17 protein-coding genes are annotated in these 20,199 nt (G+C 74.4%); 8 read left to right on the top strand and 9 right to left on the bottom strand.

Annotated elements, in window-relative coordinates:
* Nucleotides 1-30: 30 nt before the first annotated feature.
* Genes GA0070624_RS00325 through GA0070624_RS00305 form a run of 5 tightly spaced genes read right to left on the bottom strand, consistent with a single transcriptional unit; the run spans nucleotide 31 to nucleotide 7,642 of the window.
* Nucleotides 31-1,119 (bottom strand): uroporphyrinogen-III synthase, encoded by a 1,089-nt coding sequence (locus tag GA0070624_RS00325; protein WP_091335554.1) that lies wholly within the window; start codon nucleotides 1,117-1,119, stop codon nucleotides 31-33.
* Nucleotides 1,119-1,466 carry a nitrite reductase small subunit NirD gene (gene nirD, locus GA0070624_RS00320; protein WP_091335551.1) on the bottom strand — a complete coding sequence of 116 codons (348 nt, stop codon included), beginning with the start codon at nucleotides 1,464-1,466 and terminating at the stop codon, nucleotides 1,119-1,121. The genes GA0070624_RS00325 and nirD overlap by 1 nt, the downstream gene beginning before the upstream one ends.
* On the bottom strand, nucleotides 1,463-4,021 hold the full coding sequence (gene nirB / locus GA0070624_RS00315; protein ID WP_091335548.1) for a nitrite reductase large subunit NirB: 2,559 nt from the start codon (nucleotides 4,019-4,021) through the stop codon (nucleotides 1,463-1,465). Before nirB ends, nirD begins: the two co-directional genes overlap by 4 nt.
* Before the next feature lie 52 nt (nucleotides 4,022-4,073).
* Nucleotides 4,074-5,537 (bottom strand): FAD-dependent oxidoreductase, encoded by a 1,464-nt coding sequence (locus GA0070624_RS00310; RefSeq protein WP_091335545.1) that lies wholly within the window; start codon nucleotides 5,535-5,537, stop codon nucleotides 4,074-4,076.
* Entirely contained in the window at nucleotides 5,534-7,642 is a 2,109-nt protein-coding gene (locus GA0070624_RS00305; RefSeq protein WP_091335542.1) for a molybdopterin oxidoreductase family protein, read from the bottom strand. Before GA0070624_RS00305 ends, GA0070624_RS00310 begins: the two co-directional genes overlap by 4 nt.
* 147 nt (nucleotides 7,643-7,789) lie before the next feature.
* Here GA0070624_RS00305 and GA0070624_RS00300 point away from each other — a divergent pair, with 147 nt between their 5' ends.
* From GA0070624_RS00300 to glmM, 7 genes are all read left to right on the top strand, one after another.
* Nucleotides 7,790-8,494 carry a class I SAM-dependent methyltransferase gene (locus tag GA0070624_RS00300; protein WP_091335540.1) on the top strand — a complete coding sequence of 235 codons (705 nt, stop codon included), beginning with the start codon at nucleotides 7,790-7,792 and terminating at the stop codon, nucleotides 8,492-8,494.
* A gap of 64 nt (nucleotides 8,495-8,558) precedes the next feature.
* On the top strand, nucleotides 8,559-8,816 hold the full coding sequence (locus GA0070624_RS00295) for a DUF6364 family protein (protein WP_091335537.1): 258 nt from the start codon (nucleotides 8,559-8,561) through the stop codon (nucleotides 8,814-8,816).
* Nucleotides 8,806-9,099 carry a type II toxin-antitoxin system PemK/MazF family toxin gene (locus GA0070624_RS00290; RefSeq protein WP_091335535.1) on the top strand — a complete coding sequence of 98 codons (294 nt, stop codon included), beginning with the start codon at nucleotides 8,806-8,808 and terminating at the stop codon, nucleotides 9,097-9,099. Before GA0070624_RS00295 ends, GA0070624_RS00290 begins: the two co-directional genes overlap by 11 nt.
* Nucleotides 9,100-9,223: 124 nt before the next feature.
* The gene (locus GA0070624_RS00285; protein ID WP_091335532.1) at nucleotides 9,224-10,591 is read left to right on the top strand and encodes an MFS transporter; all 1,368 of its coding nucleotides are present in this window, start codon (nucleotides 9,224-9,226) and stop codon (nucleotides 10,589-10,591) included.
* A 190-nt stretch (nucleotides 10,592-10,781) separates the two neighbouring features.
* On the top strand, nucleotides 10,782-11,225 hold the full coding sequence (rplM, locus tag GA0070624_RS00280) for a 50S ribosomal protein L13 (RefSeq protein WP_091335529.1): 444 nt from the start codon (nucleotides 10,782-10,784) through the stop codon (nucleotides 11,223-11,225).
* A 20-nt stretch (nucleotides 11,226-11,245) separates the two neighbouring features.
* Nucleotides 11,246-11,710: a 30S ribosomal protein S9 gene (gene rpsI / locus GA0070624_RS00275; protein ID WP_091335526.1), complete on the top strand. Its 465-nt coding sequence runs from the start codon at nucleotides 11,246-11,248 to the stop codon at nucleotides 11,708-11,710.
* 119 nt (nucleotides 11,711-11,829) lie between these two features.
* Nucleotides 11,830-13,188 (top strand): phosphoglucosamine mutase, encoded by a 1,359-nt coding sequence (gene glmM / locus GA0070624_RS00270; protein ID WP_091335523.1) that lies wholly within the window; start codon nucleotides 11,830-11,832, stop codon nucleotides 13,186-13,188.
* 46 nt (nucleotides 13,189-13,234) lie between these two features.
* On the opposite strand, the gene GA0070624_RS00265 is transcribed toward glmM, so the two are convergent.
* Together GA0070624_RS00265 and GA0070624_RS00260 are read right to left on the bottom strand one after the other, a co-directional pair.
* Entirely contained in the window at nucleotides 13,235-16,060 is a 2,826-nt protein-coding gene (locus GA0070624_RS00265; protein WP_176731538.1) for an FtsX-like permease family protein, read from the bottom strand.
* Between the two features lie 72 nt (nucleotides 16,061-16,132).
* Nucleotides 16,133-16,879, bottom strand: coding sequence for an ABC transporter ATP-binding protein (locus GA0070624_RS00260; protein ID WP_091335516.1), 747 nt, complete (start codon nucleotides 16,877-16,879; stop codon nucleotides 16,133-16,135).
* A gap of 378 nt (nucleotides 16,880-17,257) precedes the next feature.
* On the opposite strand from GA0070624_RS00260, the gene GA0070624_RS00255 reads away from it, so the two are divergent.
* Nucleotides 17,258-17,857 (top strand): PadR family transcriptional regulator, encoded by a 600-nt coding sequence (locus GA0070624_RS00255; RefSeq protein ID WP_176731537.1) that lies wholly within the window; start codon nucleotides 17,258-17,260, stop codon nucleotides 17,855-17,857.
* 16 nt (nucleotides 17,858-17,873) lie between these two features.
* Here GA0070624_RS00255 and GA0070624_RS00250 read toward each other — a convergent pair whose 3' ends face one another.
* Both GA0070624_RS00250 and GA0070624_RS00245 read right to left on the bottom strand, forming a co-directional pair.
* Nucleotides 17,874-18,983 (bottom strand): threonine aldolase family protein, encoded by a 1,110-nt coding sequence (locus tag GA0070624_RS00250; RefSeq protein ID WP_091335511.1) that lies wholly within the window; start codon nucleotides 18,981-18,983, stop codon nucleotides 17,874-17,876.
* Complete coding sequence (locus GA0070624_RS00245) at nucleotides 18,980-20,176, bottom strand: pyridoxal phosphate-dependent aminotransferase (protein ID WP_091335508.1); 1,197 nt, start codon at nucleotides 20,174-20,176, stop codon at nucleotides 18,980-18,982. Before GA0070624_RS00245 ends, GA0070624_RS00250 begins: the two co-directional genes overlap by 4 nt.
* Between the last annotated feature and the right edge of the window lie 23 nt (nucleotides 20,177-20,199).

Below are 20,199 nucleotides of genomic sequence, written 5' to 3'. Positions count from 1 at the left end.
GGGCCGCGACCTCGCCGCAGAGCCCCGGCCTCAGTCGATCCGGAGGCGGTAGCCGCGCTTGACCACGGTCTGCACCACCCGTGGCGCCCGCAGCCCGGCGCGGAGCCGGGCCACCGCCATCTCCACCGCGTGCTCGTCGGCGCCGCGCGGCAGCACCCGCAGCAGGGCGGTCCGGGAGAGCACCCGGCCCGGGGACCCGGCCAGCGCCCGAAGCACGGCCATCGGCGCGGGGGCGAGCGGGCGCAGCTCCCCGTCGACCACCGCCGCGTGCCCGCGCAGGGTCAGCAGGTGACCCGCCGCCTTGATGGTCGTCGTCCGGCGCGGCAGCTCGTCGACGATCGTGCGGACCAGGGCCCCGAGCCGCGCCCGGTTCGGGGCGCTCACCGGGACTCCGCGCCGGACCAGCGGTTCCGAGGTGACCGGGCCGACGCAGCTGGCCAGCACGTCACTCCGCAGCGCCGCCAGCACCGTCTCGGTACGGTCCCCGGCCGCCCGCAGCAGCGCCTCCGCCGCGGGGGCGGAGGTGAACGTGACCGCGTCCACCAGCCGGCCGGCGACCAGGTCGATGAGCCGGTGCAGCGGGGCCGGGTCGGTCGGCGGGGCCCAGCGGTAGACCGGCACCTCGATCACCGTGGCCCCGGCCTCTTCCAGCGCCGCGGTGCACTCCGGCTGCCGCTCGCCGTGCAGCTGCACGGCGATGACCTGCCCGGCCACCCCGCGCCGGCGCAGGTGCTCGACCACCTCGTCGCAGCTCTCCGAGGCCGGGGACCACTGGTCGTGCAGACCGGCGGCCCGGATCGCGCCGCGCGCCTTCGGGCCGCGGGTCACCACGTAGGCCTGCGAGAGCACCGAGCGCAGCGGTTCGGCCAGCCCCCACCCCTCGGCCGCCTCCAGCCAGCCCCGCATCCCGATGCCGGTGTTGGCCATCAGGATGTCCGGCGGGCGGTCGAGGCAGGCGCGGGTGGCCGCGCGCAGGTCGGTGTCGTCGGCCAGCGGCACGATCCGCAGGGCCGGGGCGAGGACCACCCGGGCGCCGCGCCGTTGCAGCAGCGCGGCCAGCTCGTCGCGCCGCCGGTCGGCGGTCACCCCGATGGTGAAGCCGGCCAGTTCGTCGCGCATCACACCTCCTGTCGCAGCCGCACCTCGACCAGCCCGTCCCGGCAGCGCGTCTCGTGCCGACGCAGCGTCACGTCGGGCAGGTCCAGGCACCGCCCGGTCCGCAGGTCGTAGACCTGCTTGTGCAGCGGGGAGGCGAGCGTCGGCATCGCGCCGCGACTGCCCACGATGCCGCGGGACATCACGTACGCGCCGCCGACCGGGTCCAGGTTGTCGACCGCGAACAGCTCGCCGCCGGTCGCGAAGAGCGCCACCTGCACGCCGTCGACCAGTGCGGCGACGCCCCGGTCGGGCTCCAGCCGGTCCAGGGGGCAGACCGGGGTCCAGGACAGCGTCGCCGTGGGGCTCATCGGCGTACCTCCGGAAGGCCGAGCGCGACCGGCTGGCGGCGGCGGGCGGACGCGGCACCGGCGCCCTCGGCCCGCGCCGGGCTCGCGGCCGGCGGTCGGGAGCGGCCGGCGGGCACCGGCTGCCCCCGCTCCATCGCGAAGGTGATCGACGGGTCCGGCACGTCCGGGGCGTTGACGAAGGAGGTGAACCGGCGCAGCCGGTCCGGGTCGTCGAGGACGTCGCGCCACTCGTCCGAGTAGGACGCCACGTGCCGGGCCATCGCCGCGTCGAGTTCGGCGCAGAGCCCGAGCGCGTCGTCCACGATGACCGCGCGCAGGTGGTCGAGGCCGTCCTCCATCGCCTCGATCCAGGCGGCGGTGCGCTGCAGGCGGTCGGCGGTGCGGATGTAGAACATCAGGAACCGGTCGACGTAGCGGACCAGCTCCTCGGTGCTCAGGTCGGAGGCGAAGAGGTCGGCGTGCCGGGGCCGGAAGCCGCCGTTGCCGCCGACGTAGAGGTTCCAGCCGGACTCGGTGGCGATGATCCCGAAGTCCTTGCTGCGTGCCTCGGCGCACTCGCGGGCGCAGCCGGAGACCGCCGACTTGATCTTGTGTGGGGCGCGCAACCCCCGGTAGCGCAGCTCCAGGGCGATGGCCAGGCCGACCGAGTCCTGCACCCCGTACCGGCACCAGGTCTCACCGACGCAGGACTTCACCGTCCGCAGCGCCTTGCCGTACGCGTGGCCGGACTCGAAGCCGGCCTCGACCAGCCGGCGCCAGATCTGCGGCAGCTGCTCGACCCGGGCGCCGAACAGGTCGATCCGCTGCCCGCCGGTGATCTTGGTGTAGAGCCGGAAGTCCCGGGCTACCTCGCCGATGACGATCAGCTTCTCCGGGGTGATCTCGCCGCCGGGGATCCGGGGCACCACCGAGTAGCTGCCGTCGCGTTGCAGGTTGGCCAGGAAGTGGTCGTTGGTGTCCTGCAGCGAGGCCTGCCCGCCGTCGAGCACGTGGCCGGTGCCGAGCGAGGCGAGGATCGAGGCGACCACCGGCTTGCAGATGTCGCAGCCGCGGCCCCGCCCGTGCTCCGCGACCAGGCGGGAGAAGGTGCGGGTGCCACGGACCCGGACGACCTCGAAGAGCTCCCGCCGGCTCAGGTCGAAATGCTCGCAGAGCGCGGTGGACTGCTCAACCCCGGCCGCGTCGAGGAGCTGCTTCAGCATCGGCACGCAGGAGCCGCAGCTGGTGCCGGCCCGGGTGCAGGCCTTCAACGCCGGCACGTCGTGGGCGCCGCCGGCGATCGCCGCATCGATCTCCGCCCGGGTCACCGCGTTGCAGGAGCAGACCTGCGCGGCGCCGGGCAGCGCGCCGGCGTCCGCCCCGCCGGCCGGCGCCAGCAGCGCCAGCGGGGGAGCGGGCAGCGGCCCGCCGACGCTGGCCCGCAGCGTCGGGTAGGCGCTCGCGTCGCCGACCAGCACGCCGCCGAGCAGCGTCCGCGCGTCGTCGGAGAGGACCAGCTTCGCGTACGTGCGGGTGGCCGGGTCGGTGAAGGTGACGTCGAGACACCCCGGGGTGGCGCCGTGTGCGTCGCCGAAGGAGGCCACGTCCACGCCGAGCAGCTTGAGCTTGGTGGCGGTGTCCGCTCCGGGGAAGGTGGCCGGGCCGCCGAGCAGCCGGTCGGCGACCACCTCGGCCATCGCGTATCCGGGGGCGACCAGGCCATGGCAGGTGCCGTCCACCGCCGCGCACTCGCCGACCGCCCAGATCCGCTCGTCGTCGCTGCGGCAGGTCGCGTCGACCAGCACCCCGCCGCGCGGGCCGAGCGCCAGGCCGGCGGCCCGGGCCAGCTCGTCGCGGGGCCGGATGCCCGCGGCCACCACCACCAGCTCGGCGTCGATGGTGCTGCCGTCGGAGAGGTCCAGCGCGGCGACCATGCCGTCCGGGCCGGGGCGGATCGTGGTGGTGGCGGCCCCGAGGTGGGTGGTCACCCCCAGCTCCTCGACGTGCCGGCGGAGCATCGCCCCGCCCGCCTCGTCCACCTGCACCGGCATCAGCCGGGGCGCGAACTCGACCACGTGGGTGGCCAGGCCGAGCAGCCGTAGCGCGTTCGCCGCCTCCAGCCCGAGCAGCCCGCCGCCGATCACCGCGCCGGTGCGCCGGACCCGGGCATGCTCCCGGATCGCCGCCAGGTCGTCCAGCGTCCGATAGACGAAGACCCCGGGCAGGCCCGCGCCGTCGACCGGCGGCACGAAGGGGTACGACCCGGTGGCCAGCACCAGCGCGTCGTACGGGTGCTCGCCGGCCGCCGTGGTCACCACCCGCCGCGCCCGGTCGATGCCGATGGCCGGCTCGCCGAGGCGCAGCTCCACCCCGTCGTCCGGGGTGTGCAGGTTCAGCTCGTCGGCGTCCACCCCGTCGAAGAACGCCGAGAGCCGCACCCGGTCGTACGCCGGCCGGCGCTCCTCGGCGAGCACCGTCACCCGCCAGCGCCGGTCGTGGTCCCGGGCGCGCAGCGCCTCGACGAAGCGCTGCCCCACCATGCCGTTGCCGATGACGACCAGATTGCCGCCGCTCATCGCGTCACCTCCCGTGAGCCGTGGTCGATTACGTCCCGTCCACGCCGTCCCTTCATCGCATCGCCGCCACCGGGTCCGCCTCGGCGAGCCAGTCGACGATGCCCGCGACCGCGTCCCGGCAGCCGCCGCAGCCGGTGCCGGCCCGGGTCGCCGTGGCCAACTCGTCGACCGTCCGGGCGCCGGAGCGCCAGCAGCTCACCAGCGCGCCCTTGCTGACGTCGTTGCACTGGCACACCGTGGCCGCGTCTGGCATCAGCGCCGGGGACGCGGCCGGCGCGGCCGGGGCGGTGCCGAAGGCCCGGCCGAGCAGTAGCGACCGCCGGTCCGCCGGTACCGGGGCGCCCCGATCGAAGAGCTGCACCACCATGCCGACCGCCGGGTTGTCGCCGAGCAGGATCGCCCCGGTCAACCGCTCGTCCCGGATCCGCAGCCGGGCGTACGTGCCCCGGGCCGGGTCCGCGAAGGTCAGCTCCTCGGCCGGCCCGCCGTTTCCCGACCCGCTTACCGCCGGGTCGCCGCCGGTGGCGTCGCCCATCGCGGCCAGGTCGATGCCGGCCGCCTTGAGCCGGGTCACCACCGGCCGGGGCCGGTACCGGGCCAGCGGGTCCTCGCCGGTCAGCACCTGCGCCACCACCCGGGCCTGCGCCCAGGCCGGGGCGACCAGCCCGGTCAGCCTCCCGTCGTGCTGCGCACAGTCGCCGATCGCCGAGATCCGCCGGTCGCTGGTCCGCATCCGGTCGTCCACCACGACGCCGTGCTCCACGGTCAGTCCGGCCGCGGCGGCCAGGGCGGTGTCGGGGCGTACCCCGCAGGAGAGGACCAGCAGGTCGGCGGCGAGGCAACCGCCGTCGGCCAGGTCGAGGCGGACCCCGTCGGCGTCGGCGGCCACGGCGGTCGCCGGGACCGCCAGCCGGGTACGCACGCCGAGGCCGGCGAGGGTACCGGCGAGCACCGCCCCGGCCGTCGGGTCGAGCTGCCGTTCCATCAGGTGTCCGGCCTGGTGGACCACCGTCACGTCCAGTCCCCGGGTGGCGAGCCCGCGGGCCGCCTCCAGCCCGAGCAGCCCGCCGCCGAGCACCAGGGCGCTGCGGGCGCCCCGGGCGGCGGCGACGATCCGGCGGCAGTCGTCCAGGGTGCGGAAGGCGACCACCCGGTCCGGGAGGGGGTCCAGGCCGGGCAGCGGCGGCAGCAGCGCGCGGCTGCCGGTGGCGAGGACCAGGTGGTCGTAGGAGATCCGGTCGCCGTCGTCGGTGCGGACCTCGCGGGCGGCCCGGTCGATCGCGGTGACCGCCACCCCGGTCCGCACGTCGACGCCCTGCCCGGCGACCTCGGCCAGCTCCACGTCCGGCTCGTCGATCTTCCCGACCAGCAGGGCGGAGAGCATGATCCGGTTGTACGCGCGGTGCGGCTCCGCGCCGAGCACGGTCACCTTCCGGTCCCCGCCCCGGGCGTGCAGCTCGGCGGCGAGCCGGGACCCGGCCATCCCGTACCCGACGATCACGACCCGCTCGCTCATGCCTTCTCCACCCGGACGGCGCAGATCTTGAATTCCGGCATCCCGGAGACCGGGTCGAGCGCGTCGTTGGTGACCGAGTTCGCCCGGGCCGCGCCGGCAAAGTGGAACGGCGCGAAGACGGTGTCCGGCCGGATCGCCGGGCTGAGCCGGGCCGGGGCGCGCAGCTCGCCGCGGCGGGAGACGACCCGCACCTCGTCGCCCTCGGTGACGCCGAGCCGGGCGGCCAGATCGGGGTGCAGCTCGACGAAGGCGCCGGGGGCGGCCCGGCGCAGCGCGGCCACCCGGCGGGTCTGGGTGCCCGACTGGTAGTGCGCCAGCACCCGACCGGTGGTGAAGTGCACCGGGTAGGCGGCGCAGACCTCCTCGGCGGCCGGCCGATGCGTCACCGGGTGGAACCGGGCTCGCCCGTCCGGCGTGGGGAAGGAGTCGGCGAAGAGCCGGGGCGTGTCCGGGCCGTCCGGGTCCGGGCAGGGCCAGAAGACGCCGTCGGCGGCCTCGATCCGCTCCCAGCTCACCCCGGCGTAGTCGGCCGGCCCGCCGGCCGAGGCCCGCCTCAGCTCCTCGAAGACCACCCGCGGGTCGACCGGAAACCGCACCGGCGCGTCGAGGCGGGTGGCGAGGTCGGCGAGGATGGCCAGGTCGGTGCGGACGCCCGGCGGCGGCTCGCGCAGCGCGCGGCGGCGCAGCACTCGACCCTCCAGATTGGTCAGCGTGCCGTCTTCCTCGGCCCACTGGGTGACCGGCAGCACCACGTCGGCGAGGGCGGCCGTCTCGGAGAGCAGGAAGTCGGCCACCACCAGCAGGTCCAGCCCGCGCAGCCGCCGCTCGATCCGGGCCGCTCGGGGCGCCGAGACGACCGGGTTGGAGCCGAAGACCAGCAGCGCGCGGGGCCCGCCGGACGTGCCGAGCGACTCCAGCAGCCGGTACGCCGGGACCCCCGGCCCGGGCAGCCCGTCGGCGGGTACGCCCCAGACCCGGGCCACGTGTTCCCGGGCCGCCGGGTCGTCGACCCGCCGGTAGCCGGGGAGCTGGTCGGCCTTCTGCCCGTGCTCCCGCCCGCCCTGACCGTTGCCCTGCCCGGTGAGGCAGCCGTACCCGGAGCCGGAGCGGCCGGGCAGGCCGAGGGCGAGCGCCAGGTTGACGAAGGCGGTGACCGTGTCGACGCCCTTGGCGTGCTGCTCGGCGCCCCGGGCGGTGAGGATGATGGCGCTGCCGGCGGTGGCCAATGCCCGGGCGGTCGCCTCCAGGTCGGCCACCGGCACCCCGGAGAGCCGTTCCACCTCGGCCGGCCAGTATCCGGCCACCGTGCGGCGGACCGCGTCGAATCCCTCGGTCCGGGCGGCGACATAGTCCCGGTCGATCCAGCCCTCGGTGAGCGCGATGTGCAGCACTGCGTTGGCCACCGCGAGGTCGGTGCCGGGGAGCGGTTGCAGGTGCAGGTCGGCCTGGCGGGCGGTGGCGGTGGCCCGGGGGTCGACCACGATCAGCCGGCCGCCGCGGCGGCGCTGGTCGGCGAGGTGGCGCATCAGCGGCGGCATGGTCTCCGCCGGGTTCGCGCCCACCAGCAGCAGGGTCTCCGCCCGACCGAGGTCGGCCAGCGGGAAGGGCAGTCCCCGGTCGACGCCGAAGGCGCGGATCCCGGCCGCCGCCGCCGAGGACATGCACCACCGGCCGTTGTAGTCGATGTGCCGGGTCCGCAGCGCCACCCGGGCGAACTTGCCGAGCGCGTACGCCTTCTCGTTGGTCAGCCCGCCGCCACCGAAGACCGCGACCGCGTCGCGGCCATGTCCGCTCTGGACGGTGCGGATCCCGGCGGCGACCCGGTCCAGCGCCTCGTCCCAGCTCGCCGGGCGCAGCTTGCCGCCGGTCGGGTCGCGCAGCAGCGGGGTGGTCAGCCGCTCGGGGTGGTCGAGCAGCTCCGCGGCCGTCCAGCCCTTCTGGCAGAGCCCGCCGCGGTTGGTGGGGAACTGCCGGGGGAGCACCTCGACCCGCTCACCGGTGTCGCGGAGCACCATGCCGCACTGGAGCGCGCAGTACGGGCAGTGCGTGGCCGCCTCCCGGGGCGGTACCCCCGGTCGCGTCGCCACGCGTGCACCGTCTGTCATGCCCGAGAAGAGTGCCGCCGGGCGGTTTCCGGCCCGGGTCCCTTCTGTTTCGGGCCTGTCAAGAGCGGCTCACACCGCACGGGTGCACCGGGTCGGACCTCCGGGTCTATCATGTGGGACCAAAATCCTGAATAACGGGAGGCCGCGATGACGGTGGCGGACGCGTTCGACGCGGTCGCGGGCACGTACGACAAGGCGCGGCGACGGCTGGTGCCCTGCTTCGACGCCTTCTACGGGACGGCCGTCGAGGTCGCCGCGCCGCCGTTGCGGGCGGCGCTGGCCGCCGGGCGTACCCCCGAGGTGCTGGACCTGGGCGCGGGCACCGGGCTGCTCTCCCTGCTGCTCGCCGCCGCCCTGCCGGGGATCCGGCTGACCCTGGTCGACGCCGCGCCGGGCATGCTCGCCGTCGCCACCGACCAGTTGCGGGCCCGGGGCGTGCCGCACCGGGTGGTACGGGCCGACCTGGCCGACCCGCTCCCGGCCGGCCGGTACGACGCGGTGGTCTCCGCCCTGGCCATCCACCACCTCGACGACGACGGCAAGCGGGCGCTCTACCGGCGGGCGGCGGAGGCGCTGGTCCCCGGCGGGGTCTTCGTCAACGCCGAGCAGGTGGCCGGCCCGACCCCGGCGCTGGACCGGCGCTACGACGAGGTCTGGGTCGCGCAGGTCACCGAGCTCGGCTCGGACGACGCGGAGCTCGCCGCCGCCCGCGAGCGGATGCGGCACGACCGGCCGGCCCCGGTGGCCGAGCAGTGCGGCTGGCTGATCGAGGCCGGCCTGATCGACGTCGACTGCTTCTTCAAGGCGTGGCGCTTCGCCGCCTTCGGCGGCCGCCGCCCTGGCGTGGTTTGACCGGTTCGGCGGCAGGTGCGGGCAGGGATGACTATGAGTCATACCGCTGGGTAGTCTGTCCGGCATGACTGCCAAGGTGACCCTCTCGTTCTCCGACGAGACGATCGAGGAGGCGCGCCGGTTCGCCAAGCGCGAGGGGCTCTCCCTGTCCGCATGGATGGACCAGGCCGCCCGGGAGAAGGCGCTGCGCGAGGTCTTCACCGCGCACGCCGCCGCCGTCGGTCGCGCCGGACTGGATCTGGAGTCTGCCGCGCTCGCCGACGCGGACGAGGCCGCGATGGTCGACGACGCGCTCTTCGGCGGACGTCCGCGTGCTGCGTAGGGGCGAGATCTGGCGCATCGAGGGCGCCCGGGAACGGCTCGGGCTGGTGATCAGTTCGGACGTGTACAACTCCACCGACGTGCCGATCGTGATCGTGGCCGAGGTGGTCGAGGAGTCGCTGCTGCGGGACTCGCCGCTGGCGGTGCGGATGGGCGGTCACGTGGTGATGCCCGACCGGCTCTCCTCGCCCATGAAGAAGTGGTTCACCGAGTGCGTGGACGTGGCCGACACCGAGACCATGCAGCGGGTCGGCCGGGCGCTGCGCATCCTGCAGCAGCTCTGACCGGCTCACCGCGGCGGCCCGGCCGACGTGCGATCTCCGTTTCCGGAACGACCCGCGGCGGGCACCGGCGGGTAACCGCCCGTGCCTAGCGTCCCTCCTGGTCGATCGACGAGGAGGAGTCGCCGTGAGCACACTGGCCCCCGCCGCCACCCTGATCACCGCCGGGCGCCGGCAGCCGATCACCGACTGGCGCCCCGAGGACCCGGAATTCTGGCGTACGACCGGCGCGCCGATCGCCCGGCGCAACCTGTACGTCTCGATCTTCGCCGAGCACGTCGGCTTCTCGGTGTGGAGCCTGTGGTCGGTGATGGTGCTCTTCCTCGGGCCGCAGTACGGCATCGACCCGGCCGGGAAGTTCCTGCTCACCGCCGTGCCGGCCGCGCTGGGCGCGGTGCTGCGGCTGCCGTACACGCTCGCGGTGGCCCGGTTCGGCGGGCGGAACTGGACGATCGTCAGCGCGCTGATGCTGCTGGTGCCCGCGGTGCCGATGGCGCTGGTGATCTCTCCCGGGGTGTCCTACCCCACGTTGCTGGTGCTGGCCTGCCTGACCGGGGTCGGCGGCGGCAACTTCGCCTCGTCGATGGCGAACATCAACCTCTTCTACCCCGAACGGCTCAAGGGTCGCGCGCTCGGGCTCAACGCGGGCGGCGGCAACCTCGGCGTACCGGCGGTGCAGCTGGTCGGGCTGGCGGTGCTGGCCACCGCCGGGGCCGCGTACCCCCGGCTGGTGCCGGCGGTCTACCTGCCGCTGATCGTGCTGGCCGCGCTGGCGGCGGCGCGCTGGCTGGACAACATCCCGGGCGCGCGGAACGAGCCCGGCGCGCTGCGCGAGGCCGCCCGGGAGCCGCACACCTGGGTGATGTCCCTGCTCTACATCGGCACCTTCGGCTCGTTCATCGGCTTCGGCTTCGCCTTCGGCCAGGTGCTCCAGCTCCAGTTCCACGACCGGTTTCCCACCCCGGTCGACGCGGCCTGGCTGACCTTTCTCGGTCCCCTGATCGGCTCGCTCATCCGGCCGCTCGGCGGGCAGCTCGCCGACCGGCTCGGCGGGGCCCGGGTCACCTTCTGGAACTTCGTCGCCATGGCGGCCGGCGCCGGGGCAGTGCTGTACGCCTCCCGGGAGCGGTCGTTCCCGCTCTACCTGGCCGGGTTCCTGGCGCTCTTCGTCTTCTCCGGGATCGGGAACGGGTCGACGTACAAGATGATCCCGGCGATCTTCCGGGCCCGGGCGGCGGCCGAGGCGGCCCGGGGTGGCGACCCGGCGGTGGCCGAGCGGCGCAGCCGGCGGCTGGCCGGGGCGTTGATCGGCATCGCCGGGGCGGTCGGCGCGTCCGGCGGGGTCCTGGTGAACGTGGCCTTCCGGCAGTCGTTCCTGAGCTCCGGCAACGCGGACGCCGCCTACCTGGCCTTCATCGGCTGGTACGCGCTCTGCTTCGCGGTGACCTGGGCGGTCTACCTGCGCCCGGGGCCGCGTCGGCTGCCGGGGGTGTGAGCTGCGCCATGTCCCGTCGGCAGGTCACGCGGGGTGACCCCCCGTTTTGACCTGCCGGCCGGGCGCCGGGTATCGTTGCCTGCTGTTGTACGACATTCAGAGGCGTGCCGATCAGGTACGCTTGGTCGTTCGTGCGCGCCTTGTCACCTCGGCGCGCGACCCCAGACCGACGACGAGACAAGGTAGACCTGTGCGTACGTACAGCCCGAAGCCGGGTGAGATCGAGCGTCAGTGGCACGTCATCGACGCTTCTGATGTCGTGCTGGGCCGCCTGGCCACCCACGCCGCCACGCTGCTGCGCGGCAAGCACAAGCCGACTTTCGCGCCGCACGTCGACACGGGCGACTTCGTCGTCATCGTGAACGCGGGCAAGGTTGCGCTGACCGGCAACAAGCGGCAGCAGAAGATCGCCTACCGGCACTCCGGTTACCCGGGTGGTCTGAAGCAGGTCGGCTACGACGAGCTGCTCACCAAGCGTCCCGAGCGGGCCATCGAGCTGGCCGTGAAGGGGATGCTCCCGCACAACAAGCTCGGCCGTCAGATGCTCAAGAAGCTGAAGGTCTACGCCGGTGCCGAGCACCCGCACGGCGCGCAGCAGCCGGTGCCGTTCGAGATCAAGCAGATCGCGCAGTGAGCGCGGGCGAAGGAAACAGCATGACCGACATCACCGCCACCGAGGTTGCCCCCGAGGCCACCGAGGCGCCGGCGCCCGTCGCCCGCGCGCCTCGTGGCGACCGCCCGATCCAGACCGTGGGTCGGCGCAAGGAGGCCATCGTCCGGGTCCGCATCGTCCCGGGCAGCGGCAAGATCACCTGCAACGGCCGTGACCTCGAGGCCTACTTCCCGAGCAAGGTGCACCAGCAGCTCATCAAGGACCCGCTGGTGACCGCCGAGAAGGTCGAGGCGTTCGACGTCATCGCCAACCTGCGCGGCGGCGGCATCACCGGCCAGGCCGGTGCCCTGCGGCTGGCCATCGCCCGGGCGCTGATCGCCAGCGAGCCGGACGACCGCCCGGCGCTGAAGAAGGCCGGCTTCCTCACCCGTGACCCCCGGGTCAAGGAGAGCAAGAAGTACGGCCTCAAGAAGGCCCGTAAGGCTCCCCAGTACTCGAAGCGCTGATCACCACCAGCGCCTTGTACTTCTGACGGACGGCCGGGTCCGCCTCCCCTCGATCGGGGAGGTGGCCCGGCCGTTCCGCTTTCTCCACTCAACGGCAGTTCCATCGGAGGTTGGCGGGTATGGGTCGGTTGTTCGGCACGGACGGCGTACGCGGGCGGGCGAACGCGGATCTCACCCCGGAATTGGCGCTCGCGGTGGCGGTGGCCGCCGCCCACACGCTCGCCGAGACGGACAAGAGCCATCCGCCGCTGGCCGTGGTCGGCCGGGACACCCGGGCCAGCGGCGAGATGCTGGAGGCCGCAGTCGTGGCCGGTCTCACCAGCGCCGGCGCGAACGTGGTCCGGGTCGGCGTGCTACCCACCCCCGCGGTCGCGTTCCTCACCGCCGAGGCCAAGGCCGACCTGGGTGTGATGCTCTCCGCCTCGCACAACCCGATGCCGGACAACGGGATCAAGCTCTTCGCCGCCGGCGGGCACAAGTTGCCCGACGAGATCGAGATGCGGATCGAGGCGGCCGTCGAGGCGAACGCCACCACCGACTGGGACCGGCCGACCGGCGCCGGCGTGGGACGGGTGCACGACCTGCTCGACGGCGCCGACCACTACGTCCAGCACCTGGTGGACAGCGTCCCGCACCGGCTGGACGGGATCAAGGTCGTGGTCGACTGCGCCAACGGCGCCGCCGCCGAGGTCGCCCCGGCGGCGTACCGGGAGGCGGGCGCCGAGGTGATCGCCATCAACGCCGAGCCGGACGGGCTCAACATCAACGACGACTGCGGCTCGAACCACATCGAGGCGCTGCGGGCCGCCGTGGTGGAGCACGGGGCGCACCTGGGCATCGCGCACGACGGCGACGCCGATCGGTGCGTCGCGGTGACCGCCGACGGCGACCAGGTGGACGGCGACCAGGTGATGGCGATCCTGGCCCTCGCGATGCGGGAGGCCGGCGAACTGACGCAGGACACCCTGGTCGCGACCGTGATGAGCAACCTCGGCCTGCGGCTGGCGATGTCCGCGCAGGGCATCCGGCTGGTCGAGACCAAGGTCGGCGACCGGTACGTGCTGGAGGAGTTGCGCGCCTCCGGGCTGGCCCTCGGCGGCGAGCAGAGCGGCCACATCGTCATGCCCGCGTACGCCACCACCGGCGACGGCGTGCTGACCGGGCTGCACCTGATGTCCCGGATGGCCGCCACCGGCAAGTCGCTGGCCGAGCTGGGCTCCGTGGTGACCAAGCTGCCGCAGGTGCTGATCAACGTGCCGGTCGGCGACCGTACGGCGGGCGCCGCCGCGCCGGCCGTCCGCGCCGAGGTGGAGCAGGCCGAGGCCGAGCTGGGCGAGACCGGCCGGGTGCTGCTGCGCCCGTCGGGCACCGAGCCGCTGGTCCGGGTCATGGTCGAGGCCGCCACCGAGGAGACCGCCCGCGAGGTGGCCGAGCGGATCGCCGCCCAGGTCCGCGCCGCCAGCCCGGTGGCATCCTGACCGACTCGAGCAGCGCGGAACGGACCCCCGACCCGTCGGCTGCTCGTCACTCCTCGGCGAGCAGCCGCGCGGTCGGGAGCCGGCGCAGCAGGGTGGCCGGCAGGAGCGCCGCCAGGCAACTGACGACGATGCCGGCGGCCGCCGTGACGATGGCCACCAGCAGCAGGCTGCCGGGCAGCGAGCCGATCAGGCCCACCGTGCCGAGCAGGCCCAGCAGGGCTCCGGTGACACCGCCGAGCACACCGAGCGCGAGACCTTCGTAGCCGATCAGCCGGCTGAGCGCCGGGTCGGTCCAGCCGATCGCGCGCAGCGTGGCCAGCTCGGCGGCGCGATCGCGGATGCCGAGATAGAGCACGTCGGCCACGGCGGCGGTGCCGAGCAGCACGGTCGCGGCCGCGGCGACGACGTCCGGGCCGCGCACGCTGAGCGAGATCGCGTCCCCCAGCAGGCTGCCGACGACCGCGCCCCGGAAGGCGTACGAGACGGCCCCCACCAGGGTCAGCGCGGCGACCCCGATCGCCAGGGCTCCCGCGCCGAGCAGGCTCCGCCCCGGTGTGCGGGCGAGGTTGGTGAGGGCCAACCGGAGCAGGGTGCGGGGTCGCCCCGCCCGGCGGGCCGCCGCGACCGGCGGTCGCAAGGCGGCCGCCGGATGCGCGCGACTGGCGCGCAGCGCCGGCGCCAGACCCGCGACCAGCGCCAGGAGCAGCGCCACCGGAACGGCGAGGACGGCCCGGCGCCAGCCGACGTCGATGCCGAGCGCCGCGGAGGTCGGCGTCGCGAGAGCGAGGGAGAGCAGCCCGGCGGCGAGGCCGAGCGCGGCAACCTCGCCGAGGATGAGCAGGCTGATCCGCCGCGCCGGCCAGCCGAGGCAGGCGAGCAGGGCCAGTTCGGACCGGCGGTCCCGGACTGCGGCGGAGACCGCGTTGCCCAGGAAGAGCGCGCACACGACCAGGACGAGCAGGAAGAGCAGCACGCTCTTGCGGTCGACGGCCTGCACGATGACGGACGCGACACCGAGCGCGGACCAGTTCTCCGCCAGTCGCAGTGCGGGCCGCCCAAACGATCCGGCGGGCAGCTCGACGGTCTGCGGGGCGGGGGAGGAGCCCAGCGTGATGTCCACGTCGAGGCCGGTGGCGTCGGCGATCTGCTCGGCCACCAGGCGGACCCGTTCCGCGGAACGCTCGCTGTAGCCGTCGACATCCGCGACCCGTACCCGGATCGCGCTGATCGGCGCGGCGCGCTGCGGGCCGGTCGCATCCTCGAGGAGCTTCGGTAGGGACGCCAGGTTGGTCAGCAGGAACGGCGGTGTGCCGAGGTAGCCGCCGGGGTTGCCGCTGGGCAGCAGCGGCTGACCGCCGAGCGCCGCCCGGCTGCGCGCGTCCGCCCCCTCGGCCGTCGGCGGCTCGTAGGTCTCCAGCGGCACCCGGGACAGGTCGCCGAACGCGGCCAGCCGCTCCGGGTCGAAGATGCCGACCGGCCGCCACCCGGGGTAGCGCGTCGCCGCGGTATCGCGGACCTCCAGCTGGCGGAGCGGACGGAACGACACGTCCGCGCTGAGCCAGGGCACCGCCGTGGCCTCGTTGGGCAGCGCGTACGCCCCGGGGTCGGGGTCGACCGTCCGGGCCCGCAGCACGCCGTCCGGAAGCTCGTCGTAGCCGGTCTGCCCTGCCTGCACCAGCGGCCACAGGGCGGCGTAGCAGCAGTCGTCACCGCCCTGGACCTCCGCCGTCATCTGTGCGCGATGCGCGGCCTCGACGTCCAGCCGGGCTGACCCGGCCGCGATCCGGTCGGCCCGTTCCAACGCGCGGGTGACCGCCGCGCCGGAAAGGCCGGCCACCCGGTCGGGGCGGAGCCGGGAGAGGGACACCGAGACGGTGCCGTCCACGTACGGGCGGGTGGTGACGAGCACCGGGAACTGCCGGTTCTGCAAGCCGGGCAGGTCCACCGGCAGGTCATCGGTGCGGAGCGTCCGACCTTCAACGACGGCGCCGGTCAGCCCGACCAGCCGCTCCTCGGCCGGTGGGTCGACGGCCGCGACCAGGAACGGCACGTACCAGGCGATGGAAACCATCAGGCGGTCGACGACCTTCGTGACCCGCTCGGGGCCCTGCCCGCCGCGCACGACGCCCATGACCTCGAACCGGCCGTCGTCGAGCAGCCGGACGGCCCGGAAGGCGCTCTCGTCCAGGTCGGAGTGGGTCGTGCCAGCCTCGCCGCTAACCTCGGGTGGTCCGCAGATCGGTTCGGCCCGACCGTTCGGGAGAACCTCCAGGGGAACCCCGAATGCCCCGTTGCACTGCCCCGCCGGATAGGACCTGCCGTTGCTGTGCCGGACCGGCCCCGAGTCGGGTTCCGCACCGAAGTCCGGGTAGACCACCTCGTTCCGGGTCACGTAGGCGTAGTGCGGGCGGGCCGCTGCGCGGGACAGCCCCCGCTCGGCGGCGAAGGTCGGATCGATGCGGATGACCTGGCTTTCGGCGTTGCGGTCCACCGCGGCGGTCACGTCCACCTCCACCGGCACCACCCGGGTGGAGTAGCCCAGCATGGCGATCGGCGCCGCGACGCTGACGCCGTTGGTGGCCGCGACCTGCTGGTACTGGGCCATCGTGATGCCGCCGAAGAGCCCGGAGAGGTAGTTGGGCTGCACCAGCCCGCGCGACACCTCCTGTGCGGTCCGGCTGCCCTTCGGCCGGACCAGGATGTCGTACGCGGCTGCGCTGTTGCTCTCCACCGCCCCGATCACCTGGAGGCGGGACGCGGTCGTCGTGCTGGTGAGCACGATGAAGCTGGTGGTCGCGACGAGCGCGCCGACCAGCAGGGCCAGGGAACGCCCGGCCCGGCCGCGTAGCTGGCGCCAGATGAATCCGACCATGTCCCACCGCCTCTCTGTTTGTTGCTGCTGCTCGTCGGGGCGGAGGGCCCAGCCCCGCGCCATCGCGGCCCCCTACAGCCGCAGGCGGGTGGCCCGGTCGAAGGTCTCGGCCGGATCCTCACCGTCGGTGAGGTCGACGTCCTCCACGACCCGCCCATCGCTGAGGCGGATCAGCCGGTCGCAGCGTGCGGCAATGGTGCGTTCGTGGGTGGCGAGCAGGATGGTCATCCCGTGCCGGTCACGCAGGTCGAGCAGCAGGTCGAGGATCTGCGCACCGGTCGTCGAGTCGAGGTTGCCGGTGGGCTCGTCCGCGAGCAGCAGCCGAGGCGCGGCCATCAGCGCCCGGGCGATCGCCACCCGTTGCTGCTCGCCACCGGACAGCTGCGCGGGCAGCGCCCGCTCCCGACCGGCGAGGCCCACCGCGTCGAGCAGCTCCCGGGCCCGCGCGGCGTGGTCGGCCCGGCCCCGCTGGGGCAGCACCGGGGCGATCACGTTGTCCAGCACGGTGAGCGCCGGCAGCAGGTGGTAGCGCTGGAAGACGAAGCCGACCCGCTGGCGGTACCGGGCCAGGGCCGCGCGGCGCAGCGCGGTGACCGCCACGTCGTCCACCGTCACGGTGCCCCGGTCGGCCTGCTCGATCGCGCCGATCAGGTGCAGCAGGGTGGACTTGCCGGAACCGCTCGGCCCGGTCAGCGCCACCACCGATCCGGCGGCGATCTCCAGGGACACGTCGTCGATCGCGGTCAGCCGCTCGGTGCCGGTGCGGAACTGCCGGACGAGCCCGGCGGTGCGGACCGTGCTGCCCGTGGTCGCGTCCATGGTCGCTCCTCTGCCAGTGGTCGTGCGGCGGGAAGGCGGCGCAGCAGCGCGGCCGGGGCCAGCGCGGCCAGGCAGGTGAGCAGCCCGCGCTCGGCGTCCAGCGGCGTGCGCGTCCCTTCGGGCCGACCAGGATGTGGTACGCGGCCCGGGAGTTCCGCTCCACGGTGCCGGTGACGTTCAGGCGGGATGCGGTGGTGGCGCCGGTCAGGACGACGAAGCCGGTGGTCGCCACGAGCACTCCGGCCGGCAGCGCCACCGATCGCCCAGCACGGCCACGAAGCTGCCGCCAGATGAAGCCGAGCATTCGCGCCTCCCCGTGTGCTGCCTCATACTCTGGGCGATACATTGTCACAATGCAAGAGCGGATTGGAGGAGACGGTGGCGATCCAGCACGCGGTCCTGGCCCTGCTCGCCCGTGGCCCCAGCTACGGCTATGAGCTGAAGGGCGCCTTCGAGGCGGCGGTCGGTCCACAGTGGGGACCGCTGAACATCGGGCACCTCTACCAGATCCTGGAGCGGCTCTCCCGGGACGGGCTGGTGGTCGCGGAACGGCAGGCCCAGCCGGTAAAGCCGGACCGGGTGGTCTACGAGATCACGACCGACGGCCGAGCTGAATTGAAGCGTTGGCTCGCCGAGCCGAGCCCCCGCAGCGGCGGCTTCCGGGACGACTTCTTCCTCAAGGTCACCGCCGCCGCCCGATCCGGGTCCGCACAGACCGTCCGGGCCGTGCTGACCAACCAGCGCGGGCACCTGATGCGCGAGCTGCGCAACCTCGACGGGCTGCGGCGGCGGGCTGATGATCCGGTGGTCGGGCTGCTGCTCGCCGCGGCGAGCCGGCACGTCGAGGCGGACCTCGCCGTTGTCGACGACGCCGAGTCGGTGCTGCTGGCCGATGGCGGCGCGCTGCTCGCCTCCCTCGCTGACGAGCGGGCCGGGACCGCCGCGCCGACGGAGGGCCCGGCCCGCGCCGCTGGCTGACCGGCCCGAACAGGGGTCAGGCGGTGGCCACCCGGCGGATGACGCGATCGGCGAGGTCGGTGATCTGGTCGGCGTCCAGCTCCAGGGCGGGGCCGGCCACCGTCACCTCGGCCATCGCCAGTCCGGCCACCTCGGTGTCCTGCCAGCCGCCGACGAACCAGGCCTTCTCCTCCTCGGCGAGGGCGAGATTGGCGTCGTTGAGGGCGTCCGCCGGATGCGGCAGCCAGAGCCGGAACTGGTGGGTGTGCGGGGGCGCCGGGTGCACCCGCGCGCCGGGCAGCCCGGCCAGCGCCTCCGCCACCCGCTCCGCGTGCGCGACGTAGCCGGCCAGCCGGGGCAGCTCCCGGTCCAGGCCGGCCAGCGCGGCGAGGGCGGCCGGCCACTGCTGGAAGAGGTTGCCCCCGTAGCGGTGCCGCCAGGCCCGGGCGTACCGGATCAGCTCGGCGGAGCCGGCGAGCGCGGCGCCCGAGTGGCCGCCCAGGGACTTGTAGAACGAGACGTAGACACTGTCGGCGAGGCCGGTGATCTCGGCCAGCGAGTGCCCGAGGTGGACGGTGGACTCCCAGAGCCGGGCGCCGTCCAGGTGCACCCGGGCGCCCCGGGCCCGGGCCGCGCCGACCACCGCGACCAGCTCGTCCCAGGTGGGCAGGACGAAGCCGGCGTCGCGCAGCGGCAGCTCCAGCATCAGCGTGCCGATCGGCTCGTCCAACGCGGCCACCTCGTCGGCGGTCGGGTTGCACGGCGCACCCGTGGTCCGCACCGCGCGTAGCCCGCCGAGCACGGCGTACGCGTCCCGCTCATGCTGCAGCGGGTGGCTCAGCGGGTGCAGGCCGACGGCGTCCCGGCCGGTCAGCTCGGCGCCGTACCGCAGGGCGACCTGCTGGGCCATCGTGCCGGTGGGGAAGAAGGCGGCGGCCTCAGTGCCGAGCAGCTCGGCCACCCGGCGCTCCACCGCCTCGACCGCCCCGCCCTCGCCGTAGAAGTCGGGCAGCAGGTCGTCGGTCGCGGCCGCCCGGAGGGTGTCAAGCTGCTCGGCGACCGAGGTCGGCCGGATGCCGGAGAGCACGGTGTCGCAGCCGCGCAGCGCCGTCACCCGGCGGACCCGCTCGGCGTACGCGTCGGTCATCCGTTCTCCTCCAGTCGGCGCAGCCGGGTCACGGCCTCGGTGAGCACCTCCGGTCGTTTGCAGAAGGCGAAGCGGACCAGCCGCCGCCCCGCCTCGACGTCGTCGTAGAAGACCTGGGTCGGCACCGCCACCACCCCGCAGCGCTCGGGCAGCGACCGGCAGAACTCCACCCCGTCCCGCCCGCCCAACGCGGTGACGTCGGCGGTCACGAAGTACGTCCCCTCCGGCACGAGCACCTCGAACCCGGCGTCGGCGAGCCCGCCGACGAGCTGGTCGCGGCGGCGCTGCAGGCCATCGGCGAAGTCGGCGAAGTACTCGTCCGGCAGGGCGAGCGCCACGGCGACCGCCGGCTGCAGCGGACCCGCGTTGACGAAGGTGAGGAACTGCTTCACTCGCAGCACCGCGGAGACCAGCGCCGCCGGCCCGCTCACCCAGCCCACCTTCCAGCCGGTGCAGGAGAAGGTCTTGCCGGCCGAGGAGATGCGCAGCGTCCGCTCCCGCATCCCGGGCAGCGTCGCCAGCGGCACGTGCGACGCGGCGGCGTCGGTGAAGACCAGGTGCTCGTACACCTCGTCGGTGACCGCGTACGCGCCGTGCTCCTGGCAGAGCTCGGCGATGAGCGCCAGCTCATCCGGGGTGAACACCTTGCCGGTCGGGTTGTGCGGAGAGTTGAGCAGCACCAGCCGGGTCCGCGGCCCGAACGCGGCGCGGAGCGCCTCCGGGTCGAAGGCGTACCGGCCGTCGTCGCCGGGGCGCAGGGTGACCGGGCGGCGGACCGCGCCGGCCAGCGCGATCGAGGCGGCGTACGAGTCGTAGTACGGCTCGAAGCAGACCACCTCGTCGCCCGCCTCGCAGAGGGCGAGGATGCTGGCCGCGATCGCCTCGGTGGCGCCGGCGGTCACCACGATCTCGCCGTCCGGGTCGTACTCCAGCTGCCAGAACCGGCGCTGGTGGGCGGCGACGGCCGCGCGCAGCGCCGGGATGCCCGGGCCCGGCGGGTACTGGTTCTGCCCGGAGCGCAGCGCCTCGGCCGCCGCGGCGAGCATCTCCGGCGGGCCGTCGGTGTCCGGAAATCCCTGGCCCAGGTTGACCGCGCCGGTGCGCACGGCGAGGGCGGACATCTCGGCGAAGATGGTGGTCCCGAACGGCCGCATCCGGGCCACCAGCGGGTCGACGTTCGCGGTCGTCGTCACGCGCGCCAGCCTACGGCTCTGCC

This window comes from Micromonospora rhizosphaerae (assembly GCF_900091465.1).
Lineage (GTDB): Bacteria > Actinomycetota > Actinomycetes > Mycobacteriales > Micromonosporaceae > Micromonospora > Micromonospora rhizosphaerae.
The sequence above is the reverse complement of the archived record's forward strand: the minus strand, read 5'-3'. Positions and strand labels throughout refer to the sequence as shown.

Coding starts and splice junctions, on each gene's coding strand:
- GA0070624_RS00325 (WP_091335554.1), bottom strand. CDS start 1,119: ATGCGCGACGAACTGGCCGGCTTCACCATCGGGGTGACCGCCGACCGG.
- nirD (WP_091335551.1), bottom strand. CDS start 1,466: ATGAGCCCCACGGCGACGCTGTCCTGGACCCCGGTCTGCCCCCTGGAC.
- nirB (WP_091335548.1), bottom strand. CDS start 4,021: ATGAGCGGCGGCAATCTGGTCGTCATCGGCAACGGCATGGTGGGGCAG.
- GA0070624_RS00310 (WP_091335545.1), bottom strand. CDS start 5,537: ATGAGCGAGCGGGTCGTGATCGTCGGGTACGGGATGGCCGGGTCCCGG.
- GA0070624_RS00305 (WP_091335542.1), bottom strand. CDS start 7,642: ATGACAGACGGTGCACGCGTGGCGACGCGACCGGGGGTACCGCCCCGG.
- GA0070624_RS00300 (WP_091335540.1), top strand. CDS start 7,790: ATGACGGTGGCGGACGCGTTCGACGCGGTCGCGGGCACGTACGACAAG.
- GA0070624_RS00295 (WP_091335537.1), top strand. CDS start 8,559: ATGACTGCCAAGGTGACCCTCTCGTTCTCCGACGAGACGATCGAGGAG.
- rpsI (WP_091335526.1), top strand. CDS start 11,246: ATGACCGACATCACCGCCACCGAGGTTGCCCCCGAGGCCACCGAGGCG.
- glmM (WP_091335523.1), top strand. CDS start 11,830: ATGGGTCGGTTGTTCGGCACGGACGGCGTACGCGGGCGGGCGAACGCG.
- GA0070624_RS00265 (WP_176731538.1), bottom strand. CDS start 16,060: ATGGTCGGATTCATCTGGCGCCAGCTACGCGGCCGGGCCGGGCGTTCC.
- GA0070624_RS00260 (WP_091335516.1), bottom strand. CDS start 16,879: ATGGACGCGACCACGGGCAGCACGGTCCGCACCGCCGGGCTCGTCCGG.
- GA0070624_RS00250 (WP_091335511.1), bottom strand. CDS start 18,983: ATGACCGACGCGTACGCCGAGCGGGTCCGCCGGGTGACGGCGCTGCGC.